This window comes from Bacillus haynesii (assembly GCF_014042035.1).
GTDB classification, from domain to species: domain Bacteria; phylum Bacillota; class Bacilli; order Bacillales; family Bacillaceae; genus Bacillus; species Bacillus haynesii.
This window is the reverse complement of sequence record NZ_CP059494.1, coordinates 3,750,934-3,766,929: the sequence shown is the minus strand read 5'-3', so window position 1 is coordinate 3,766,929 and position 15,996 is coordinate 3,750,934. Positions and strand designations below refer to the sequence as shown.

General features: G+C 45.2%; 15 protein-coding genes. 3 read left to right on the top strand and 12 right to left on the bottom strand.

Translation table 11 applies throughout. The annotated features are described in order from the left end of the window. Window positions 1-3: 3 nt before the first annotated feature. Window positions 4-1,143, bottom strand: a complete 1,140-nt coding sequence (locus H2R00_RS18575; protein WP_154996213.1) for a betaine/proline/choline family ABC transporter ATP-binding protein — start codon at window positions 1,141-1,143, stop codon at window positions 4-6. 257 nt (window positions 1,144-1,400) lie between these two features. Between H2R00_RS18575 and H2R00_RS18570 the strand changes: the two genes are divergently transcribed. Further along, a complete protein-coding gene (locus H2R00_RS18570) occupies window positions 1,401-1,940 on the top strand; it encodes a GbsR/MarR family transcriptional regulator (protein WP_182070035.1) in 540 nt (179 codons plus the stop codon). Between the two features lie 48 nt (window positions 1,941-1,988). Here H2R00_RS18570 and H2R00_RS18565 read toward each other — a convergent pair whose 3' ends face one another. Continuing rightward, window positions 1,989-2,621: an NAAT family transporter gene (locus tag H2R00_RS18565; RefSeq protein WP_154996985.1), complete on the bottom strand. Its 633-nt coding sequence runs from the start codon at window positions 2,619-2,621 to the stop codon at window positions 1,989-1,991. A gap of 161 nt (window positions 2,622-2,782) precedes the next feature. Here H2R00_RS18565 and H2R00_RS18560 point away from each other — a divergent pair, with 161 nt between their 5' ends. Next, on the top strand, window positions 2,783-3,562 hold the full coding sequence (locus H2R00_RS18560; RefSeq protein ID WP_182070034.1) for a zinc ribbon domain-containing protein: 780 nt from the start codon (window positions 2,783-2,785) through the stop codon (window positions 3,560-3,562). Between the two features lie 42 nt (window positions 3,563-3,604). Here H2R00_RS18560 and H2R00_RS18555 read toward each other — a convergent pair whose 3' ends face one another. Both H2R00_RS18555 and H2R00_RS18550 read right to left on the bottom strand, forming a co-directional pair. Beyond that, window positions 3,605-5,383: a zinc ribbon domain-containing protein gene (locus H2R00_RS18555; RefSeq protein WP_182070033.1), complete on the bottom strand. Its 1,779-nt coding sequence runs from the start codon at window positions 5,381-5,383 to the stop codon at window positions 3,605-3,607. 129 nt (window positions 5,384-5,512) lie between these two features. Then, entirely contained in the window at window positions 5,513-6,460 is a 948-nt protein-coding gene (locus H2R00_RS18550) for an ABC transporter substrate-binding protein (RefSeq protein ID WP_154996991.1), read from the bottom strand. A 312-nt stretch (window positions 6,461-6,772) separates the two neighbouring features. On the opposite strand from H2R00_RS18550, the gene H2R00_RS18545 reads away from it, so the two are divergent. After that, window positions 6,773-7,162, top strand: coding sequence for a hypothetical protein (locus H2R00_RS18545; protein ID WP_154996993.1), 390 nt, complete (start codon window positions 6,773-6,775; stop codon window positions 7,160-7,162). A 334-nt stretch (window positions 7,163-7,496) separates the two neighbouring features. Here the strand turns inward: H2R00_RS18545 and H2R00_RS21555 are convergent, their stop codons facing one another. The 8 genes from H2R00_RS21555 to H2R00_RS18510 form a co-directional block, all read right to left on the bottom strand. After that, window positions 7,497-7,577, bottom strand: coding sequence for a putative holin-like toxin (locus H2R00_RS21555; protein ID WP_003185456.1), 81 nt, complete (start codon window positions 7,575-7,577; stop codon window positions 7,497-7,499). Window positions 7,578-7,766: 189 nt separating this feature from the next. Then, window positions 7,767-8,399 carry a type 1 glutamine amidotransferase family protein gene (locus H2R00_RS18540; protein ID WP_154996995.1) on the bottom strand — a complete coding sequence of 211 codons (633 nt, stop codon included), beginning with the start codon at window positions 8,397-8,399 and terminating at the stop codon, window positions 7,767-7,769. 128 nt (window positions 8,400-8,527) lie between these two features. Further along, window positions 8,528-9,820: a phosphopyruvate hydratase gene (gene eno, locus H2R00_RS18535; protein WP_154996996.1), complete on the bottom strand. Its 1,293-nt coding sequence runs from the start codon at window positions 9,818-9,820 to the stop codon at window positions 8,528-8,530. A gap of 22 nt (window positions 9,821-9,842) precedes the next feature. Further along, a complete protein-coding gene (gene gpmI / locus H2R00_RS18530; RefSeq protein ID WP_154996998.1) occupies window positions 9,843-11,378 on the bottom strand; it encodes a 2,3-bisphosphoglycerate-independent phosphoglycerate mutase in 1,536 nt (511 codons plus the stop codon). Beyond that, on the bottom strand, window positions 11,371-12,132 hold the full coding sequence (gene tpiA / locus H2R00_RS18525; protein WP_003185464.1) for a triose-phosphate isomerase: 762 nt from the start codon (window positions 12,130-12,132) through the stop codon (window positions 11,371-11,373). The genes gpmI and tpiA overlap by 8 nt, the downstream gene beginning before the upstream one ends. A 30-nt stretch (window positions 12,133-12,162) precedes the next feature. Further along, on the bottom strand, window positions 12,163-13,347 hold the full coding sequence (locus H2R00_RS18520; RefSeq protein ID WP_154997002.1) for a phosphoglycerate kinase: 1,185 nt from the start codon (window positions 13,345-13,347) through the stop codon (window positions 12,163-12,165). A 175-nt stretch (window positions 13,348-13,522) separates the two neighbouring features. Then, complete coding sequence (gene gap / locus H2R00_RS18515; protein ID WP_154997005.1) at window positions 13,523-14,530, bottom strand: type I glyceraldehyde-3-phosphate dehydrogenase; 1,008 nt, start codon at window positions 14,528-14,530, stop codon at window positions 13,523-13,525. A 33-nt stretch (window positions 14,531-14,563) separates the two neighbouring features. Further along, window positions 14,564-15,604, bottom strand: coding sequence for a sugar-binding transcriptional regulator (locus H2R00_RS18510; protein WP_043925534.1), 1,041 nt, complete (start codon window positions 15,602-15,604; stop codon window positions 14,564-14,566). Window positions 15,605-15,996 lie beyond the last annotated feature (392 nt).

Genomic DNA, 15,996 nt, shown 5'->3' with positions numbered 1-15,996 from the left:
CATTTAACGTTGGACAAGGGTTTCTTCGTCTCCCCAAATCGAGTCGTACACGATATCGACAAGGTTTGCCCTTGTGACAATTCCGACAAGGCGCCCTTCTTCATCAAGAACGGGAACATATTTGAATCCCCTTTTCAAAATTTTTCGGACGGTATCTCTGATGAGCGTGCCTTTTTGAACGGAGTAAACATTCTCATTGACAACCTCTCCGACCGTGACGGCTTTTTTCCGGTATTGATCGATGATTTCAACATCGATATATCCTTTTAAGACATTGCGTTCGTCCACGACGAGCAGTGAATCGACGCGGCGCTCCCTCATCACTTGAATCGCTTCAGTCAGGTTTTTTTCACTCGTAATTGTGACCGGATTCGGGTTCATCACTTGTTCGACATGTTCGATGTCAGGGCGGGACTGAAGAAGCCGTTCTTTTCCGATAAACTCCTCAACGAATTCATCCGCCGGATTCCGCAAAATGTCGTCAGGCGTTCCGACTTGAACGATCTCGCCGGCGCGAAGAATGACAATTCTGTCGGCTAGCTTAATCGCTTCATCCATATCGTGAGTCACAAAGACAATCGTTTTGTCCAGCGTTTTCTGCAGCTTTTTGAACTCTTCCTGAAGCGAATCACGGGTGATCGGGTCCAGCGCTCCGAACGGTTCATCCATTAAAATGAGGGGCGGTTCTGCCGCAAGCGCCCGCAGCACGCCGATTCTCTGCTGCTGTCCGCCGCTTAGTTCATGTGGATAGCGGTTCAAATATTCCGGCCCCATATCAACGAGCTGAAGCAGTTCCTCCGCCCGCTTCCTCCGTTTTTCTTCCGGCCATTTCAAAAGCCTTGGAACGAGCGTGATATTCTGCTGAATCGTCATATGGGGAAAGAGTCCGATTTGCTGAATGACATAGCCGATTTTTCGGCGCAGCTCCACCGGGTCCTGATCCATTATGTTTTCTCCGTCGATGTAAATGCTTCCTGAAGTCGGTTCAATCAAACGGTTGATCATTTTCATCGTCGTTGTTTTCCCGCAGCCGCTCGGTCCGATAAAGACGATAAATTCACCTTTTGCTATATCAAGGTTAATGTCCTTGACTGCTTTTTTTCCGCCTTTATAAACCTTTGATACATTTTCTAGCTTCAGCAAAACGCACACCTCCAATTGTTTTTTTAAAATTTCAACATCTCATTCATTATAAAATACACTTTATAAAATAAAAAGTTTACAAAGTGTTTAAATTATATATATAAGACATAAAAAAATATGTTCATGGCATCCATTTGCCGGTTATTCTTAAAATTACGGCTGATTTCTTTGTTTTGCTATCGTCTTAGTGTTTTCAACCGCTAATAAAATTATGATATATTGACAATAAAATTGGCTGCCCGAAGGGATGAGGTGCTTTGGAGGAAAACGCTTTAAAAGTGATTGAACAAGCGGAAGAACATTTCATAGAAAAAATCGCGGAAAACATGAATACGTACGGTATATCATCAACTGTCGGCCGCGTGCTCGGGATCATCTATATGAACAGAAAGCCGATGACTTTAAATGAATTGTCAGAAGAAACGGGCATGAGCAAAACGAGAATGAGCCAGGTCGTCCGCGAAATGCTCGATTTAAATATCGCTGAAAAAGTTTTTGAAAAAGGCGTTCGCAAAGATCTGTACGATGTCGAACAAGACTATTATCAAACGTTTATTTCATTGTTTACGGCCAACTGGAGCAAAGTCGTCAAAAAGAACCGGATGATCGGGAAGAAAATCAGAAAAGAGCTATTGGAAGCCCTTGAGGAAGAAGGCCTTTCACCCGAAACCGAAGCTAAAATCAACGAGCTGCTGGCTGAAACAAAACAATGGATCGATTACTGCGAGTGGCTTGATAATCTGATCGCGTTTTTGGAAAGCGATGAGATCTTTAAGCATGTGCCAAAACCTTTATAAACAGAAAAAAGCTGCAAAGATGAAGCAGCTTTTTTTCTATTCCTCCAATCAACCTGCCAAAACCGGAAACATCCCTTTCAAACCCGTGCCAATCATGCCGACTGCCACAACAGCCAAAATCAGGCCCATCAGCCGGGTGATCACATTCATCTCCGTCTGCCCTAATTTGTTGCTGATCAGCGTCGAATAATGAAAGGACGCAAACGTCAGCAAGAGGACGGCTGCAATACCGATGATCATACCGCCAAAATGAACAAAGCTGCGGCTGCCGGCCGAAAGGCTCATCACCGTCGCAATCGTTCCGGGCCCCGAAATGATCGGAATGCTGAGCGGCGTCACCGAGATATCCTCTTTTTCCTTGCTCTCGCGATGCTCATCATGATGGAGCGACTGAACATGGGACTGCTTTGCATTCAGCAAGTTGTAAGCAATTCCGAATATAAAAATGCCGCCGGCAACTCGCAGCGCATGGATGTTGATGTCAAAAAGCCTGAAGATGAACTCTCCGAATATGAGAAACGCGATCAGAATCAGAAACGATAAAATCGCAGCCTTTCTCGCCATTGCAGTGCGTTCTTTTGCTTCGTAGCCTTCTGTGAGCGCCAAAAAGATCGGAACATTGCCGATCGGATTTGTGACGGCGAACAATGATACAAAAACGTGGATGATAAAAGCAAACACAGTTTGACACTCCTTCCTCTATGTAAAAATGCAGGTAATCGATTTTTACCTCCGACGCTGACCGCTTAAACTTTCAAAAAACAATGACATCTTCCAGCACTTTCATTTATAATGAACCTTTATAGGTCAAAATAACTATTTTTAAAGGAGATTTTATTTTTATGACATGTTCAAAGTGCGGCCATCATACAGATGGCGGAAAATTTTGCGAGCAGTGCGGGACAAGTTTGGCCGGCGGCAGTGATGGCAGCAAAGGGGCAGCTGAAACGCCGCAGGCGGCGAGGTATACGGAGGCGGCGAAACAAGCGTCTTCCATGTACTTTTCCTATTGTTTAAAGGTGCTGAAACGACCTTATGTCGAAATGAAAAACGCTGGAGAACAGCACGTTCTCAACAGCATCATCACAATGGTGATATTTGCGCTTGCCGTGCCGCTGATGTTTTATTTCGGACTCAAAGGCTTTTTTGACTCCCTGGGGGACTATTCCGGAATATTCGCCCGCTCCTATGCAATGCCGACATTTTTTGATATCGTCGTGAAGCCCGCTTTTACCTTTGCTATTTATATTTTCTTATTATTTGCTTTTACATACGCAGGTGTGCGCATTCGGGGTGTGCAAGTCACTTTTAAGGAAGTGCTCGGACGGTTCGGAACAGTGCTTATTCCTTTCGTGGTCCTTCTGCTCGCCGCTTTGCTTTTATCATTCATGCAAACGGGTTTGTTTATATACGTTCTTTTCTTTGCCCTCTGCGGCATCGCCTTTTTAATTCCGCCGGCTGTCATCTCGAGCTATCACGAAAAAGCGGCAGGCGCTGTTGATACGATTTACGCGACACTGATCGTCTATTTGCTGACATTTATGTCTGTCCGGATCATGGGAGATTTGTTTCTTGAATATATCGGAAGGATCGGAGGCTCTATATTGGGACGGCTGTTTTAGTGAAGTAAAAAGCCTTTTTCCTCAAAGGAAAAAGGCTTTTTTTTATTCTATTGACGTCAAGAGCAATCTGCCGTCCTCGATGGCGGCATGATATGTCCAATGATACGTTTTTACCTGTTCTTTTCCGCCTTTAATGATATTGATTTTTTCCGTTGTCTGAATCGTTGCCTCCCGTCCGTTTTGCTTCCAGCTCTTCACGTTGAATTGGACAATTTCCTCCTCTGTCCCGCTGTTGTACAGTTTAGCGACAAGCTTCTTTTGATCATTGTACAGCGGACTTCCTTCTTTCAAGCTGTCACGGACAAGGCCGAAATCGTTTGAATTGATGGCGTCTTGAAGACCGTATAAATACGATTCAATGGCGGAAGCAACCTTTTGGTCAGTAAGCTCTTCGCCTGCTGATGCATTGTTCACAGCCCCTTTTGCCGAGGCCCATGCCGATGTGTATTCCTTCGGATTGTCATTTTTGATTTCTTTTTGATGCTCGATATCGATAACGGCTTCAGGATCACTTTTTTCGACAAACCACTTTTTCTTGCCTTCGGAATAGACCAATATGTACGTATAGCCGTTATCGTTTTCTTCCAGTTCAGGCCCACTGTAGTCGTCATAATAGGCCGATTTGTGTTTTTCAATCCCTTTGACCTCTGTTTTCCATTGCCCGTCTTCTTTGTATAACCGGAACGAATCAAGATCAAATACGGTAGATAAGTAGGTGCCTTTATAGTAGGTGCTGCTGCTTTTCAGCCCGTCCGTCACCTCTTTCAGGCGGGTTTGATAAGATGGCGCGGCCAGTGTCATGCCGCTGACATTGCCGCTTGCAAAGGCTTTTGCTGCTTCCTTTGTATGACTGACGACCGTGGTCATCATGTCATCCATAAATCCTTTGTCTGATGCAAGATTGACTTCAATTTCCCCGCTTTCAATCGGCGTTTTTTCGCTTTTCAGCTTCCCCCACGGAAATTGCGCCTCAACCGCAGCAGACATTGAACCGTCAGTCAGCACGGGGCCGAATTCAGTTCCTTTGAATGGGTTGATCTTCATCTCCTGATCATTGATCCAGAGCGTTCCTTTCAAGTTTTCATAGCCTTCTCCAAAGACGAGCTTTGCCATGTGCCCGTCAAGGTCCGCATTCACCTTCACATCGCCTTGGAGGGCAACGACCTTTTCCGCTTTTTCAAGGTCGGCGATTCCGTTTTTCAGCTTTGCCTTCACCTCGTATATACCAGGAACAAACGGACCGATTTTTTTTTCGAAGTTTTCTTTTTCTGTCGTTATGACCTTTTCGCCGTTAACAAACAGGCCGGTATCTTTATAGTTTGTCTTAACCGTTAAATAGACAGGCGCCGTGTTCAGGACATAGCGGTCATAGATCCAAAAACGCCTGCCCTTTTTTTCGATCGTCATCAATGGATGGCCGGTACCGTTCTTTAAAGATGTGATCAATTCTTTTTCTTCATCCGGGTGTTCCTTTAAGTAATCAATGAGCGGCTTGACATTTTTCTCCGTGACCGTCAGATCAACGTCTGATGATTGCAGCAGTTTTGCTGCCTTCTTGGCATCTTCCTGATCGAGAGCAGCTTCAAACTCAGAAATCAGTTTCTCCTTTGAAGTAAGTGCTTCACCGGTTTTATAGCCGGCAAACAATAAAATCAAGCAGGCCGCGATTGCCACCATGGTGATGATTCTTTTTCGCGTCATCGCACGCTGATACCTTGCCGTCGGGCCGGAAGCTCGTTCCTCGTCCGTCCGCGCGCCGCAGTGCTTGCAATACAGCGCATTTTTTGTTCGTTCCCTTCCACATTCCTTGCAAAAATTCATGACTTTCCTCCTATCAAATGAAAACACTCTTAGTCATTTTATACTATATTTATCGCAAGAAGGGATTTAATATTAAGGCAGCATCAAAAAAAAGCCAAACGAATGCGTTGATCCGTTTGGCTTTTTTGATTATTTTAAAAAGTATTTTTCAATATCATCAAGCATCAGATTCGCTGCAAGGACGCCCCCGGCTGTATTCCAGACGGCATCGCTCACTTTATGGACGTTTCCTTTTTTGGAGACGCTTAAGTTTTTAAAGAGCGGATCGTTGACATAGTCTTTCTCAATGGCGCTTGCTTTGTCATCGCCTGTCTCATACGTGTAATAAAAAAGCACATCCCCGTCCATATCAGGAATTTGTTCCTTTGTCACTTCCATTTGTCCTAGATCGTTGGCTTCCTGGCCTTTAGGCCTTGCAAAACCGAGTTGATCTAATATCGTTCCGGCAAATGATCCCTTGTGATAGATGCGGGTATCAGCATCTGTAAAGCGGACGAGAGAGACTTTTTGCTTCACTTTATCGCCGAGTTTTTCATGAATGTCTTCAACGCGCTTGTCAAAGTCAGCGATGATTTTTTCGCCTTCAGCTTTTTTATTGAGCGCTTCGGCTGTAAGCTTAAAGTTGTTTTTCCATTCCCCTGACAATGTCTCGGCAAATACAGTCGGCGCGATTGCTTTCAGCTTGTCGTATACTTCTTCTTGACGGATTTTGTTGCCGATGATTAGGTCAGGCTTCAGGCTCACGATTTTTTCAATATTCGGCGCAGCCTCCGTTCCGACGTTCTCTACGCCTTTCATTTTATCTTTAATATGGTCATACCATGGATCTCCCAGCCAGGATTGAACGGCGCCGACAGGTTTAACGCCAAGTGCCAGCGCTGCTTCTGTCGCTTCATTCGTGAGTACGACGACTTTTTTCGGTGTGCCGTCAATTGTCGCTGTTCCCATTGCGTGCTTTACAGTATAGGAATCTTTGCTGTCGTTCTTCTCCGCAGATTGATCTTTATCTTGATTTCCGCAGGCAGCTAATAAAAGGATAAGCGCAGCGAACAGTGCAAACCATTTAAAACGTTTCATGATATGTTTGATCCCCTTTTCTCAAATGATTTTCATTATCAATTAGATTATATAATGAATTAACCCAAAGTCAATATGAAATTCCTATAAATCAGCTTTGGATTGTGCTAAAGACCGTTTTTTGCTCTGTTTCAGGTGGGATTATCCATTGAAAAAGCCTGTTTCAGTTGCATCCGGATAAAGAGAACCGCGCTCGGCAGCCACTTTACAATTCCGCAAACCGGGGTGATCACCCTTCTAGACACTTTGAATTCATTGGGTTAACATAATTTTGTATGAATATGATTTTTTACCATAGTAAGGAGGGGTGATTTGACTAAGTTTTTATTGAGTGGTTTCTACCTTTTCGGACTTGTCATGCTGAGCAATTGGTCGATTTCTTTTGGCGAAATATTTGGAGCCGGCGATTCAGCCGTTTTTCAATTAGCGGGAGCGGTGCTTTTTACGTTTATTGTCGGAGGCTATACAGGTCTTCCTTTAATTTATATCAAATTCAACAGATCTGAAACGCTGTTTTTCACGAATCAAAAAGTCTTCCTCATTGCTTTAGGATTGGGCGTGCTGCTTTCCTGTACGGCTTACAGCCTTCAGCAAGCGCTCTCCCCCATCTCGATTGCGCTGTTGTCGATCATTGGTTTTTTGATCATTGGCATCAGCGGTTTTCTTCCCGCCTGGTTTCTGAAGCCTGTGAAAAATCTGTGATGACGGTGGGTTTTTTCTTAGGCTGAAGGGTTGTTGGAGCCCAAGGCTGTAAACAGTGCTAGATAAAATGGTGCTTGTGCTTCTGTATATGCTTTATTCCTGGGATAGAAAATAATTTGCCGATTCATTAAAACAACAATTTGCTATCGCCATTTACAAATTAATGAAAATTCTTTATGATATAGATATCCAAGGAAGCATGATGCATATACTAAAAAAAGACCGAAGTGCTCCAACACTTCGGCTTGTACAAAAAGCCGGCCCTTCGAAGGGGCTTGCTCAGATTGATCTAAAATAGACCACTCCCTATCACTTTCCAGGCTCAAGGGGCGGTCTATTTTTCTTTGTTCTCTGACAACATGGCAATCAGCATGCCAAAAGCAATCATTAAAGAGATTGTTTCATATGCTGTCATTTTTATCACCCCCTTTCAGAAGGGGATGAGCAAGACTTCCCTTGAGTGAGCAAAGCTTTTTATACGAGGTAGATTATACCATATCAAGGAGAACATAAAATTAAGGAAAAAACCTTTTTCACTCATGAAATTTAGCTTTTCCGCCGAAAAACCTTGCTTCGACATCGACTAAATTCTTGGTCTTTCAGCTCATTTATTGATTGAATTCATTAGCTTGAAGAAGTATTCACGTTGGTGGGTCTTATTGAGTTGATACCATGAATCCAATGTATCCGATGAAAACACGTCTAATTTTTTCAGTACTTCCCTCGCGAATTCGAGAGGAGCCGCTCCTGATGCAGTAACAAGATTCCCATCAGATGCCGCGGGTCCCATCTCATAAAATGGTTCTCCTTTATAATGAGGACAGACCTTTTTCATATATGCCAAGTCATTGCTTGTATGCTTTCTTGAATCCAAGTATCCGCTATTCGCCAGTCCCACTGTTGCACCGCAAATTGCGGCAACCATCGCGCCAAGCTTTAAAGCTTCGCCGGCCATTTTCAAGATCGGCTGATGAATCTCTTCGCCCCAAGTATTCCCTCCCGGTAGAATTAATAGATCCGTACTCTCAAGCGTCCACTCATCAAGGGAGATATCCGGTTTTATGCGCAGCCCTCCCATCGTAGTCACCATTTCTTTATTCACTCCTATTGTCATGACTTTTAAAGGTGCTGCATCTTTTTTGAAATATCTCCCCGAGTTCAGTTCAGCCATTAAATATCCATATTCCCAATCTGACATTGTATGAAATGCATAAAGATAAACTGTTTTCGACTGCATCCAATAACACTCCAATCGTAATTGATACAGCCTATTATAATCAAAAACCCCGACAGCTCTTGTCAGGGTTTTTATGGAACTTCAAGTAAAAAAGCTTGGCCGCATCTGCAGCCAAGCTTTTTTTATGCTTACTTATTCAAGTTGTAGAAAGATTGAATACCGTGGTATTGCGCAGTTTCAGCCAATTGATCTTCGATGCGAAGAAGCTGGTTGTATTTCGCAACACGGTCCGTACGAGACGGAGCACCTGTTTTGATTTGTCCTGCGTTTGTTGCTACAGCGATGTCAGCGATTGTGCTGTCCTCAGTTTCACCTGAGCGGTGAGAGATAACGGCAGTGTAGCCTGCGCGTTTCGCCATTTCGATCGCATCGAACGTTTCAGTCAATGTACCGATTTGGTTTACTTTGATCAGGATAGAGTTGCCGACACCGTTTTTGATTCCTTCAGCAAGCTTTTTCGTGTTTGTTACGAAAAGGTCGTCACCGACAAGCTGAACTTTTGAGCCAAGACGCTCAGTCAGAAGTTTGTGGCCTTCCCAGTCGTTTTCGTCAAGGCCGTCTTCGATTGAGATGATTGGGTACTTAGAAGTCAACTCTTCGTACCAGTCAACCATTTCAGCTGACGTTTTTACAACGCCTTCGCCAGAAAGATGGTATTTGCCGTCTTCTTTGTTGTAGAACTCAGAAGATGCAGCATCCATTGCCAATTTCACTTCTTCGCCAGGTTTGAATCCTGCTTTTTCGATCGCTTCAACGATTGTTTGAAGCGCTTCTTCGTTAGAACCAAGGTTTGGAGCGAATCCGCCTTCATCACCTACAGCTGTGTTCAAGCCTTTTTCTTTCAAGACTGATTTCAGGCTGTGGAAAATTTGTGCTCCCATGCGAAGTGCTTCGCGGAAGTTTTCCGCACCGACAGGCATGATCATGAATTCTTGAATGTCAACGTTGTTGTCCGCATGCTCTCCGCCGTTTACGATGTTCATCATCGGTACAGGAAGCGTTTTAGAGTTGAATCCTCCAAGGTATTGGTATAGAGGAATTTGCAAGAAATCTGCAGCTGCGCGGGCAACGGCCATTGATACACCAAGGATGGCGTTGGCGCCGAGCTTGCCTTTATTTTCAGTTCCGTCAAGTTCGATCAGCAATTTGTCGATTGATACTTGCTCTGTCACATCAAAGCCGATAAGCTCAGGTGCGATGATTTCGTTCACGTTATTAACGGCTGTTAAAACGCCTTTTCCAAGGTAGCGGTCTTTGTCGCCGTCGCGAAGCTCAACAGCTTCGTATTCACCAGTGGATGCTCCGCTTGGAACAAGCGCGCGTCCAAAAGCTCCTGATTCAGTGTATACTTCAACTTCAACCGTCGGGTTACCGCGGGAGTCTAATACTTCACGTGCATAAACATCAACAATGTATGGCATGTTTGTTTCTCTCCTTCAATGCTTATTTTTGAATTAATGACGATCCTGTCATTTCTTTCGGTTTTTCAACATCCAGCAAGTCTAAAAGAGTTGGCGCCAGATCCCCGAGGATTCCGCCTTCTCTTAATGTCACGCCTTCTTTTGTGACGATGACAGGAACCGGGTTTGTCGTATGTGCGGTGTGCGGCTTGCCTTCTTCGGTAATCAGCACGTCTGCGTTACCGTGGTCGGCCGTAATAATCGCGTGGCCGCCTTTTGCAAGAATCGCATCAACGACTTCGCCGAGGCACTCGTCAACCGCTTCGATTGCTTTGACCGTCGGCTCGACTTTTCCTGAATGTCCGACCATGTCAGGGTTGGCAAAGTTGAGGATGATCGCGTTATGATTTTCAGCCTCAATTTCTTTGACAAGCGCATCTTTTACTTCATATGCGCTCATTTCAGGTTTCAAGTCATATGTTGCAACTTTAGGCGAGTCGATTAAGATTCGCTCTTCACCCGGGAATTTCTCTTCGCGTCCGCCGCTCATAAAGAATGTAACGTGCGGATACTTTTCAGTTTCAGCGATGCGAAGCTGCTTCAGCCCGTTTTGGGATAAAACTTCGCCGACAGTGTTGTCGAGATTGACCGGTTTGAATGCCACATATCCGTCAACCGTTTCACTGAAATGTGTCAAGCAAACGAAATGAAGGTTTTTCGGATGCTTGTCTCCGCGGTCGAAGTCGCGGAAGTCGTCATTGGTGAACGTGTTGGAAATCTGGATCGCCCGGTCAGGTCTGAAGTTGTAGAAAATGACCGCATCGTTGTCCTTGATTGTCGCAACAGGCTCGCCGTTTTCTTTCGTGATGACTGACGGAATGACGAATTCATCGTAAATTCCGTTTTCATAAGAATCTTTCACGACATCGAGCGGATTTTGATATTTCGGTCCTTCTCCGTATGCCATGGCACGGTACGCTTTTTCGACGCGGTCCCAGCGCTTGTCTCGGTCCATTGAATAGTAGCGGCCTGACAATGTTGCGATCTCGCCGACGCCGATTTCTTCGATTTGCTCCTGAAGCTCTTTGATGTACTTCTCGGCTGTTTGCGGGCCTACATCGCGGCCGTCAAGGAAGCCGTGGATATAGACGTTTTCAACGCCTTCTTTTTTCGCAAGCTTCAAGAGTGCGTACAAATGGTGAATGTGGCTGTGAACTCCGCCGTCAGACAGCAGTCCGAACAAGTGGAGGTTTGTGCCTTTTTCTTTGGCGTGCTTCATCGCGGCAAGGAATGTTTCGTTCTGTTCGAATTCTCCCTCGCGGATCGCAACGTTCACGCGCGTCAGACTTTGGTAAACGATCCGGCCTGCGCCGATATTCAGATGGCCGACTTCCGAGTTGCCCATCTGGCCGTCTGGAAGACCTACCGCTTCTCCTGAAGCTGTCAGCGTCTGGTGCGGATACTTGTTCCAATAGCGGTCAAAGTTCGGTTTTTTCGCTTGGGCTACGGCGTTTCCGACGGTTTCGTCCCTTAGTCCAAACCCATCTAAAATGATGAGCGCGGCTAACTTGTTACTCATATTGACCTGCCTCCAGTAATTGCACGAAAGACTGCGGCTCTAGGCTTGCTCCGCCAACAAGAGCGCCGTCGATATCGGATTCGGCCATATATTCTTTAATGTTCGCAGGTTTTACGCTTCCGCCGTACTGAATGCGGACGCTGTCTGCTGCAGTTTGTCCGAATTCTGATGCAACGGTTTTGCGGATGTGCGCGCATACTTCGTTTGCATCTTGTGCAGTTGAAGACTTGCCGGTTCCAATCGCCCAGATCGGCTCATAAGCGATCACGGAAGCAGCTACCTGTTCAGTTGTTAAGCCTGCAAGTGCTTTTTTCACTTGGTCTGCAACAAGCTCGTTTGTTTTGTTTGCTTCGCGCTCTTCAAGCGTTTCACCTACGCAGATGATCGGCACGATGCCGTATTTGAATGCAGCATGCGCTTTTTTGTTGACCGTTTCATCCGTTTCAGCAAACATTTCGCGGCGCTCGGAGTGGCCGATGACGCAGTATTCAACTCCAAGGTCTTTCAAAGCCGCAGGGCTGATTTCACCCGTGAAAGCACCGCTTTCTTCAAAGTGCATGTTTTGCGCGCCGACTTTCAGATCTGTGCCTTTTACAGCTGATGTAAGCTTTTCAAGGAACAGTGCAGGCGCACAGACAACAGCTTCTGCTTTATCTGCTGCGGGAATGGAAGATTTCACTTCTTCAACGAAGCTGACAGCTTCTGAAAGCACTTTATTCATCTTCCAGTTACCGGCTATAATTGGTTTTCTCATGTGCTCCACTCCTTATGCTGTATATTTTGCTTACTTGTCGTTCAATGCTTTGACGCCAGGAAGTTCTTTTCCTTCCATAAACTCAAGGGAAGCTCCGCCGCCTGTTGAAATGTGGCTCATTTTGTCAGCCAGGCCGAACTTTTCTACAGCAGCTGCAGAGTCTCCGCCGCCGATGACAGAGTATGTATCTTTTGCCTCTGCTAAAGCTTCAGCGACAGCTCTTGTTCCTTTAGCGAACGCGTCGATTTCGAATACACCCATCGGTCCGTTCCAAACGACAAGCTTGCTGTTTTTGATGACGTCAGCATATGTTTTTCTTGTTTCTTCGCCGATGTCAAGCGCTTCCCAGTCGCTAGGGATTTCGCTGACCGGCACGATTTTCGTGTTGGCGTCGTTTGAGAAATCGTCAGCAACAAGCACGTCAGTAGGCATGTAGAAGTTCACGCCTTTTTCTTTGGCGCGGTCCATGAAAGATTTAGCCAATTCAATTTTATCTTCTTCAAGCAGGGATTTTCCTACTTCATGGCCCAGCGCTTTGACGAACGTGTAAGCAAGACCGCCGCCGATGATCAGGTTGTCTACTTTCTCAAGAAGACTTTCGATCACGCCGATTTTGTCTTTTACTTTTGCGCCGCCGATGATCGCTGTAAACGGACGCTCAGGGTTGGACAGTGCTTTGCCCAGCACTTCAAGCTCTTTTTCCATGAGGAAGCCTGCAACAGCCGGAAGATGTTCAGCGATACCTGCTGTTGAAGCATGGGCGCGGTGAGCCGCTCCGAATGCGTCATTGACATAAACGTCAGCCAGGTCGGCAAACGCTTTAGACAGCTCAGGATCATTCTTTTCTTCTCCCGGATAGAAGCGGACATTTTCCAATACGAGAATATCTCCGTCTTTCATTTCGGAAATTTGCGCTTTGACGGCGTCGCCGTAAGCTTCATCCGCTTTTTTCACTTCTTTGCCGATTAGTTCGCCAAGGCGTGCGGCTACCGGCGTTAAGCGAAGCTCTTCTGAAACCTGGCCTTTCGGACGGCCCAAATGGCTTGCAAGAAGAACTTTCGCTCCCTGCTCTGTTAAGTATTGAATCGTCGGAAGTGCGGCGCGGATTCTCGTATCATCCGTCACTTTTCCGTCCTTCATCGGAACGTTAAAGTCAACACGGCAGAAAACAACGCGGCCTTTTACATCAATGTCTTTTACTGATTTTTTGTTCATGGCTTTTAGGAGATCCTCCTTTTAATGTTTTACAAGCCTGAAAACGGAAATCCCCGGGGCGGCTTAAAAGGCGCCGATATGGAAAAAGGGAAAGGGAGTGTGTGTCCCCTTCCCTTGTCCGCTTTCATTATAGCGCTTCTCTCATCAAGAACCAAGTCTGATTCTGGTTTCCGGATTAAAGACCTTGTTTTGCGATGTAAGCGGCAAGGTCAACAACACGGTGAGAATATCCGCTTTCGTTGTCATACCAAGAAATAACTTTAACCATGCTGCCTTCCATAACCATTGTAGAAAGAGCATCGATTGTAGAAGAGTTTGCATTGCCGTTGTAGTCTTTAGATACAAGCGGCTCTTCGCTGTAGCCAAGAACGCCTTGAAGTTCGCCTTCTGCTGCTTCTTTAAACGCTGCGTTTACTTCTTCTGCTGTTACTTCTTTGTCAAGTTCAGCAACCAGGTCAACAAGTGATACGTTTGGTGTTGGAACACGCATTGCTCCGCCGTTCAGTTTTCCTTTCAGTTCAGGAAGTACAAGAGAAACGGCTTTCGCTGCACCAGTTGTTGTAGGAATGATGCTTTCAGCTGCCGCACGCGCACGACGATAGTCTTTGTGCGGAAGATCCAGAATTTGCTGATCGTTTGTGTATGAGTGAACAGTTGTCATCATACCGCGTTTGATGCCGAATTTGTCGTTAAGAACTTTTGCAAACGGCGCAAGGCAGTTTGTTGTGCAAGATGCGTTAGAGATAACATGGTGGTTAGCCGCATCGTATTTATCTTCGTTAACACCCATAACGATTGTAATATCTTCTTCACTCGCAGGAGCTGAGATGATAACTTTTTTCGCACCGGCTTCTAAATGTTTCGCCGCATCTGCGCGTTTTGTGAAGAAACCAGTTGATTCAACAACGATTTCAACACCTTGCTCTCCCCAGCTTAGTTTAGAAGGATCGCGCTCTGCTGTAACTTGGATTGTTTGACCGTTAACAACAAGGTTGTTTCCGTCAACAGAAACCTCTGCGTCCAATTTTCCGTGTACTGAATCATATTGTAATAGGTGAGCAAGCATGTTAGCGTCTGTCAAATCGTTAACTGCCACAACCTCAACTTCAGGATTATTTAATGCTGCGCGGAATACATTGCGTCCAATACGACCAAAACCATTAATACCGACTTTTACTGCCATGATGATTTCCTCCTTTAAGTAAATAAGAGATATTTAATTTATATTGAGGGAAGAAGCTTCCCTTAATAACTGTTTTGCGGCTCCTTCATCAGTGATCAAAACCGTGTTGCGCGGCTTTTTGAAGTACGCCTCTATGGCGTCCGCTTTTGACGAGCCTCCCGCCACCGCAATGATGTTCGGGATCGAATCGAGATCTTCGAGCTGAATGCCTACGCTGTGCACTTTGTGAATGACTTCCCCGTGGCGGTCGAAATAGTAGCCGAACGCTTCTGCAACGGCCTCATTTTCTTCTATTTTCTTCAAATCTTCCTTTGGTGTATTTCTTCGTTCTGCCATTGTTTTAGCATCCCCGATTCCATGGATCACCATACTGGACGATTGAATCGTCTGGAGCACTTCTTTAATAGAAGGTTCCTCAATGATAGAAGAATATGCTTCTTTGCTCAGCTGACCCGGCACAAATAACAGTCTGTATGTACCGGAAGCTTTCTCGGCCATATGGGCGCAAATCGTATTGGCCTGATTCCTGACATTTTCGCCGAGCCCGCCTCTTGCCGGAACAAAAAGCAGCTTGCGGTTTTTCGAGTCAGGCGTCATCATTTCTGCCACGGCCTCAAGTGTCGTACCTCCGGTTACGGCGACGATATTTTCCCCCGTAAACCTGTTTTTCATGCATGCGACGGCCGCTCTCCCCATCTCTTTTTTGACCCATGGGGACTGGTCGCTGTCTCCCGATACAATGATGACTTCGTCGAGGTTCAACCTCTCTTTTAATGTATTTTCCAAATGGGTTAAACCTAAAACGTCCTTCATCGTATCTTCGAGAACTTTCAGCAGGTTGGATCCTTCAAGTGTCAATATCATGCCGGTTGTTTTAATCTCTAGTAGATTTTGTTCTTTTAAAAACTGAACCTCCGCCCTTAAAATCCGCTCGCTGATGCCGAGGCTGGCGGCAAGGCTTCTTCTGCCGATCGGTTCAGTCAGCCTTATGTACTGCAAAATTTTATACCTTTTCTGCATGACATCGAGAAGATCCGGCAATAATTTTTTTTGAGCCTGTATTAGTTGATTCATGACAAAACGTTCCTTTCATCTCGTCCTGGACAAATAATGTCCCGCAGTGACTGAAAACGTCCCACCTCAGCCAAAAAAAATTGCTCCTGCTTACATTCATTATTGTAACAGGGTTAAATTGTTTATTCAACTGTTAAGAATCAATTCATCGACAACATTCGCGCGAATGTTCACACTTCTGTTTGAATTATTGTCCCTGCTGATTTCTATATTATACATATTTCATAAAAACGTGCCTCATGAAAAAAAGCCCTTTTCTGAAAAGGGCTTTTGATTTTAAAGCGCTTTCATTTTGTTCAAAGCTGTTCGATTTCCTCCAGGCGTTTTTCTGGATTATATTGTGTCTATTTTCAAAAATAAATATATTGCTAAAATAAGTATTCACCAATAAA

Excerpts from the sequence above, each read along its gene's own strand:
- H2R00_RS18560 (WP_182070034.1), top strand. The coding sequence starts at position 2,783 with ATGACATGTTCAAAGTGCGGCCATCATACAGATGGCGGAAAATTTTGC.
- H2R00_RS18555 (WP_182070033.1), bottom strand. The coding sequence starts at position 5,383 with ATGAATTTTTGCAAGGAATGTGGAAGGGAACGAACAAAAAATGCGCTG.
- H2R00_RS18550 (WP_154996991.1), bottom strand. The coding sequence starts at position 6,460 with ATGAAACGTTTTAAATGGTTTGCACTGTTCGCTGCGCTTATCCTTTTA.
- H2R00_RS21555 (WP_003185456.1), bottom strand. The coding sequence starts at position 7,577 with ATGACAGCATATGAAACAATCTCTTTAATGATTGCTTTTGGCATGCTG.
- H2R00_RS18540 (WP_154996995.1), bottom strand. The coding sequence starts at position 8,399 with ATGCAGTCGAAAACAGTTTATCTTTATGCATTTCATACAATGTCAGAT.
- eno (WP_154996996.1), bottom strand. The coding sequence starts at position 9,820 with ATGCCATACATTGTTGATGTTTATGCACGTGAAGTATTAGACTCCCGC.
- gpmI (WP_154996998.1), bottom strand. The coding sequence starts at position 11,378 with ATGAGTAACAAGTTAGCCGCGCTCATCATTTTAGATGGGTTTGGACTA.
- tpiA (WP_003185464.1), bottom strand. The coding sequence starts at position 12,132 with ATGAGAAAACCAATTATAGCCGGTAACTGGAAGATGAATAAAGTGCTT.
- H2R00_RS18520 (WP_154997002.1), bottom strand. The coding sequence starts at position 13,347 with ATGAACAAAAAATCAGTAAAAGACATTGATGTAAAAGGCCGCGTTGTT.
- gap (WP_154997005.1), bottom strand. The coding sequence starts at position 14,530 with ATGGCAGTAAAAGTCGGTATTAATGGTTTTGGTCGTATTGGACGCAAT.
- H2R00_RS18510 (WP_043925534.1), bottom strand. The coding sequence starts at position 15,604 with ATGAATCAACTAATACAGGCTCAAAAAAAATTATTGCCGGATCTTCTC.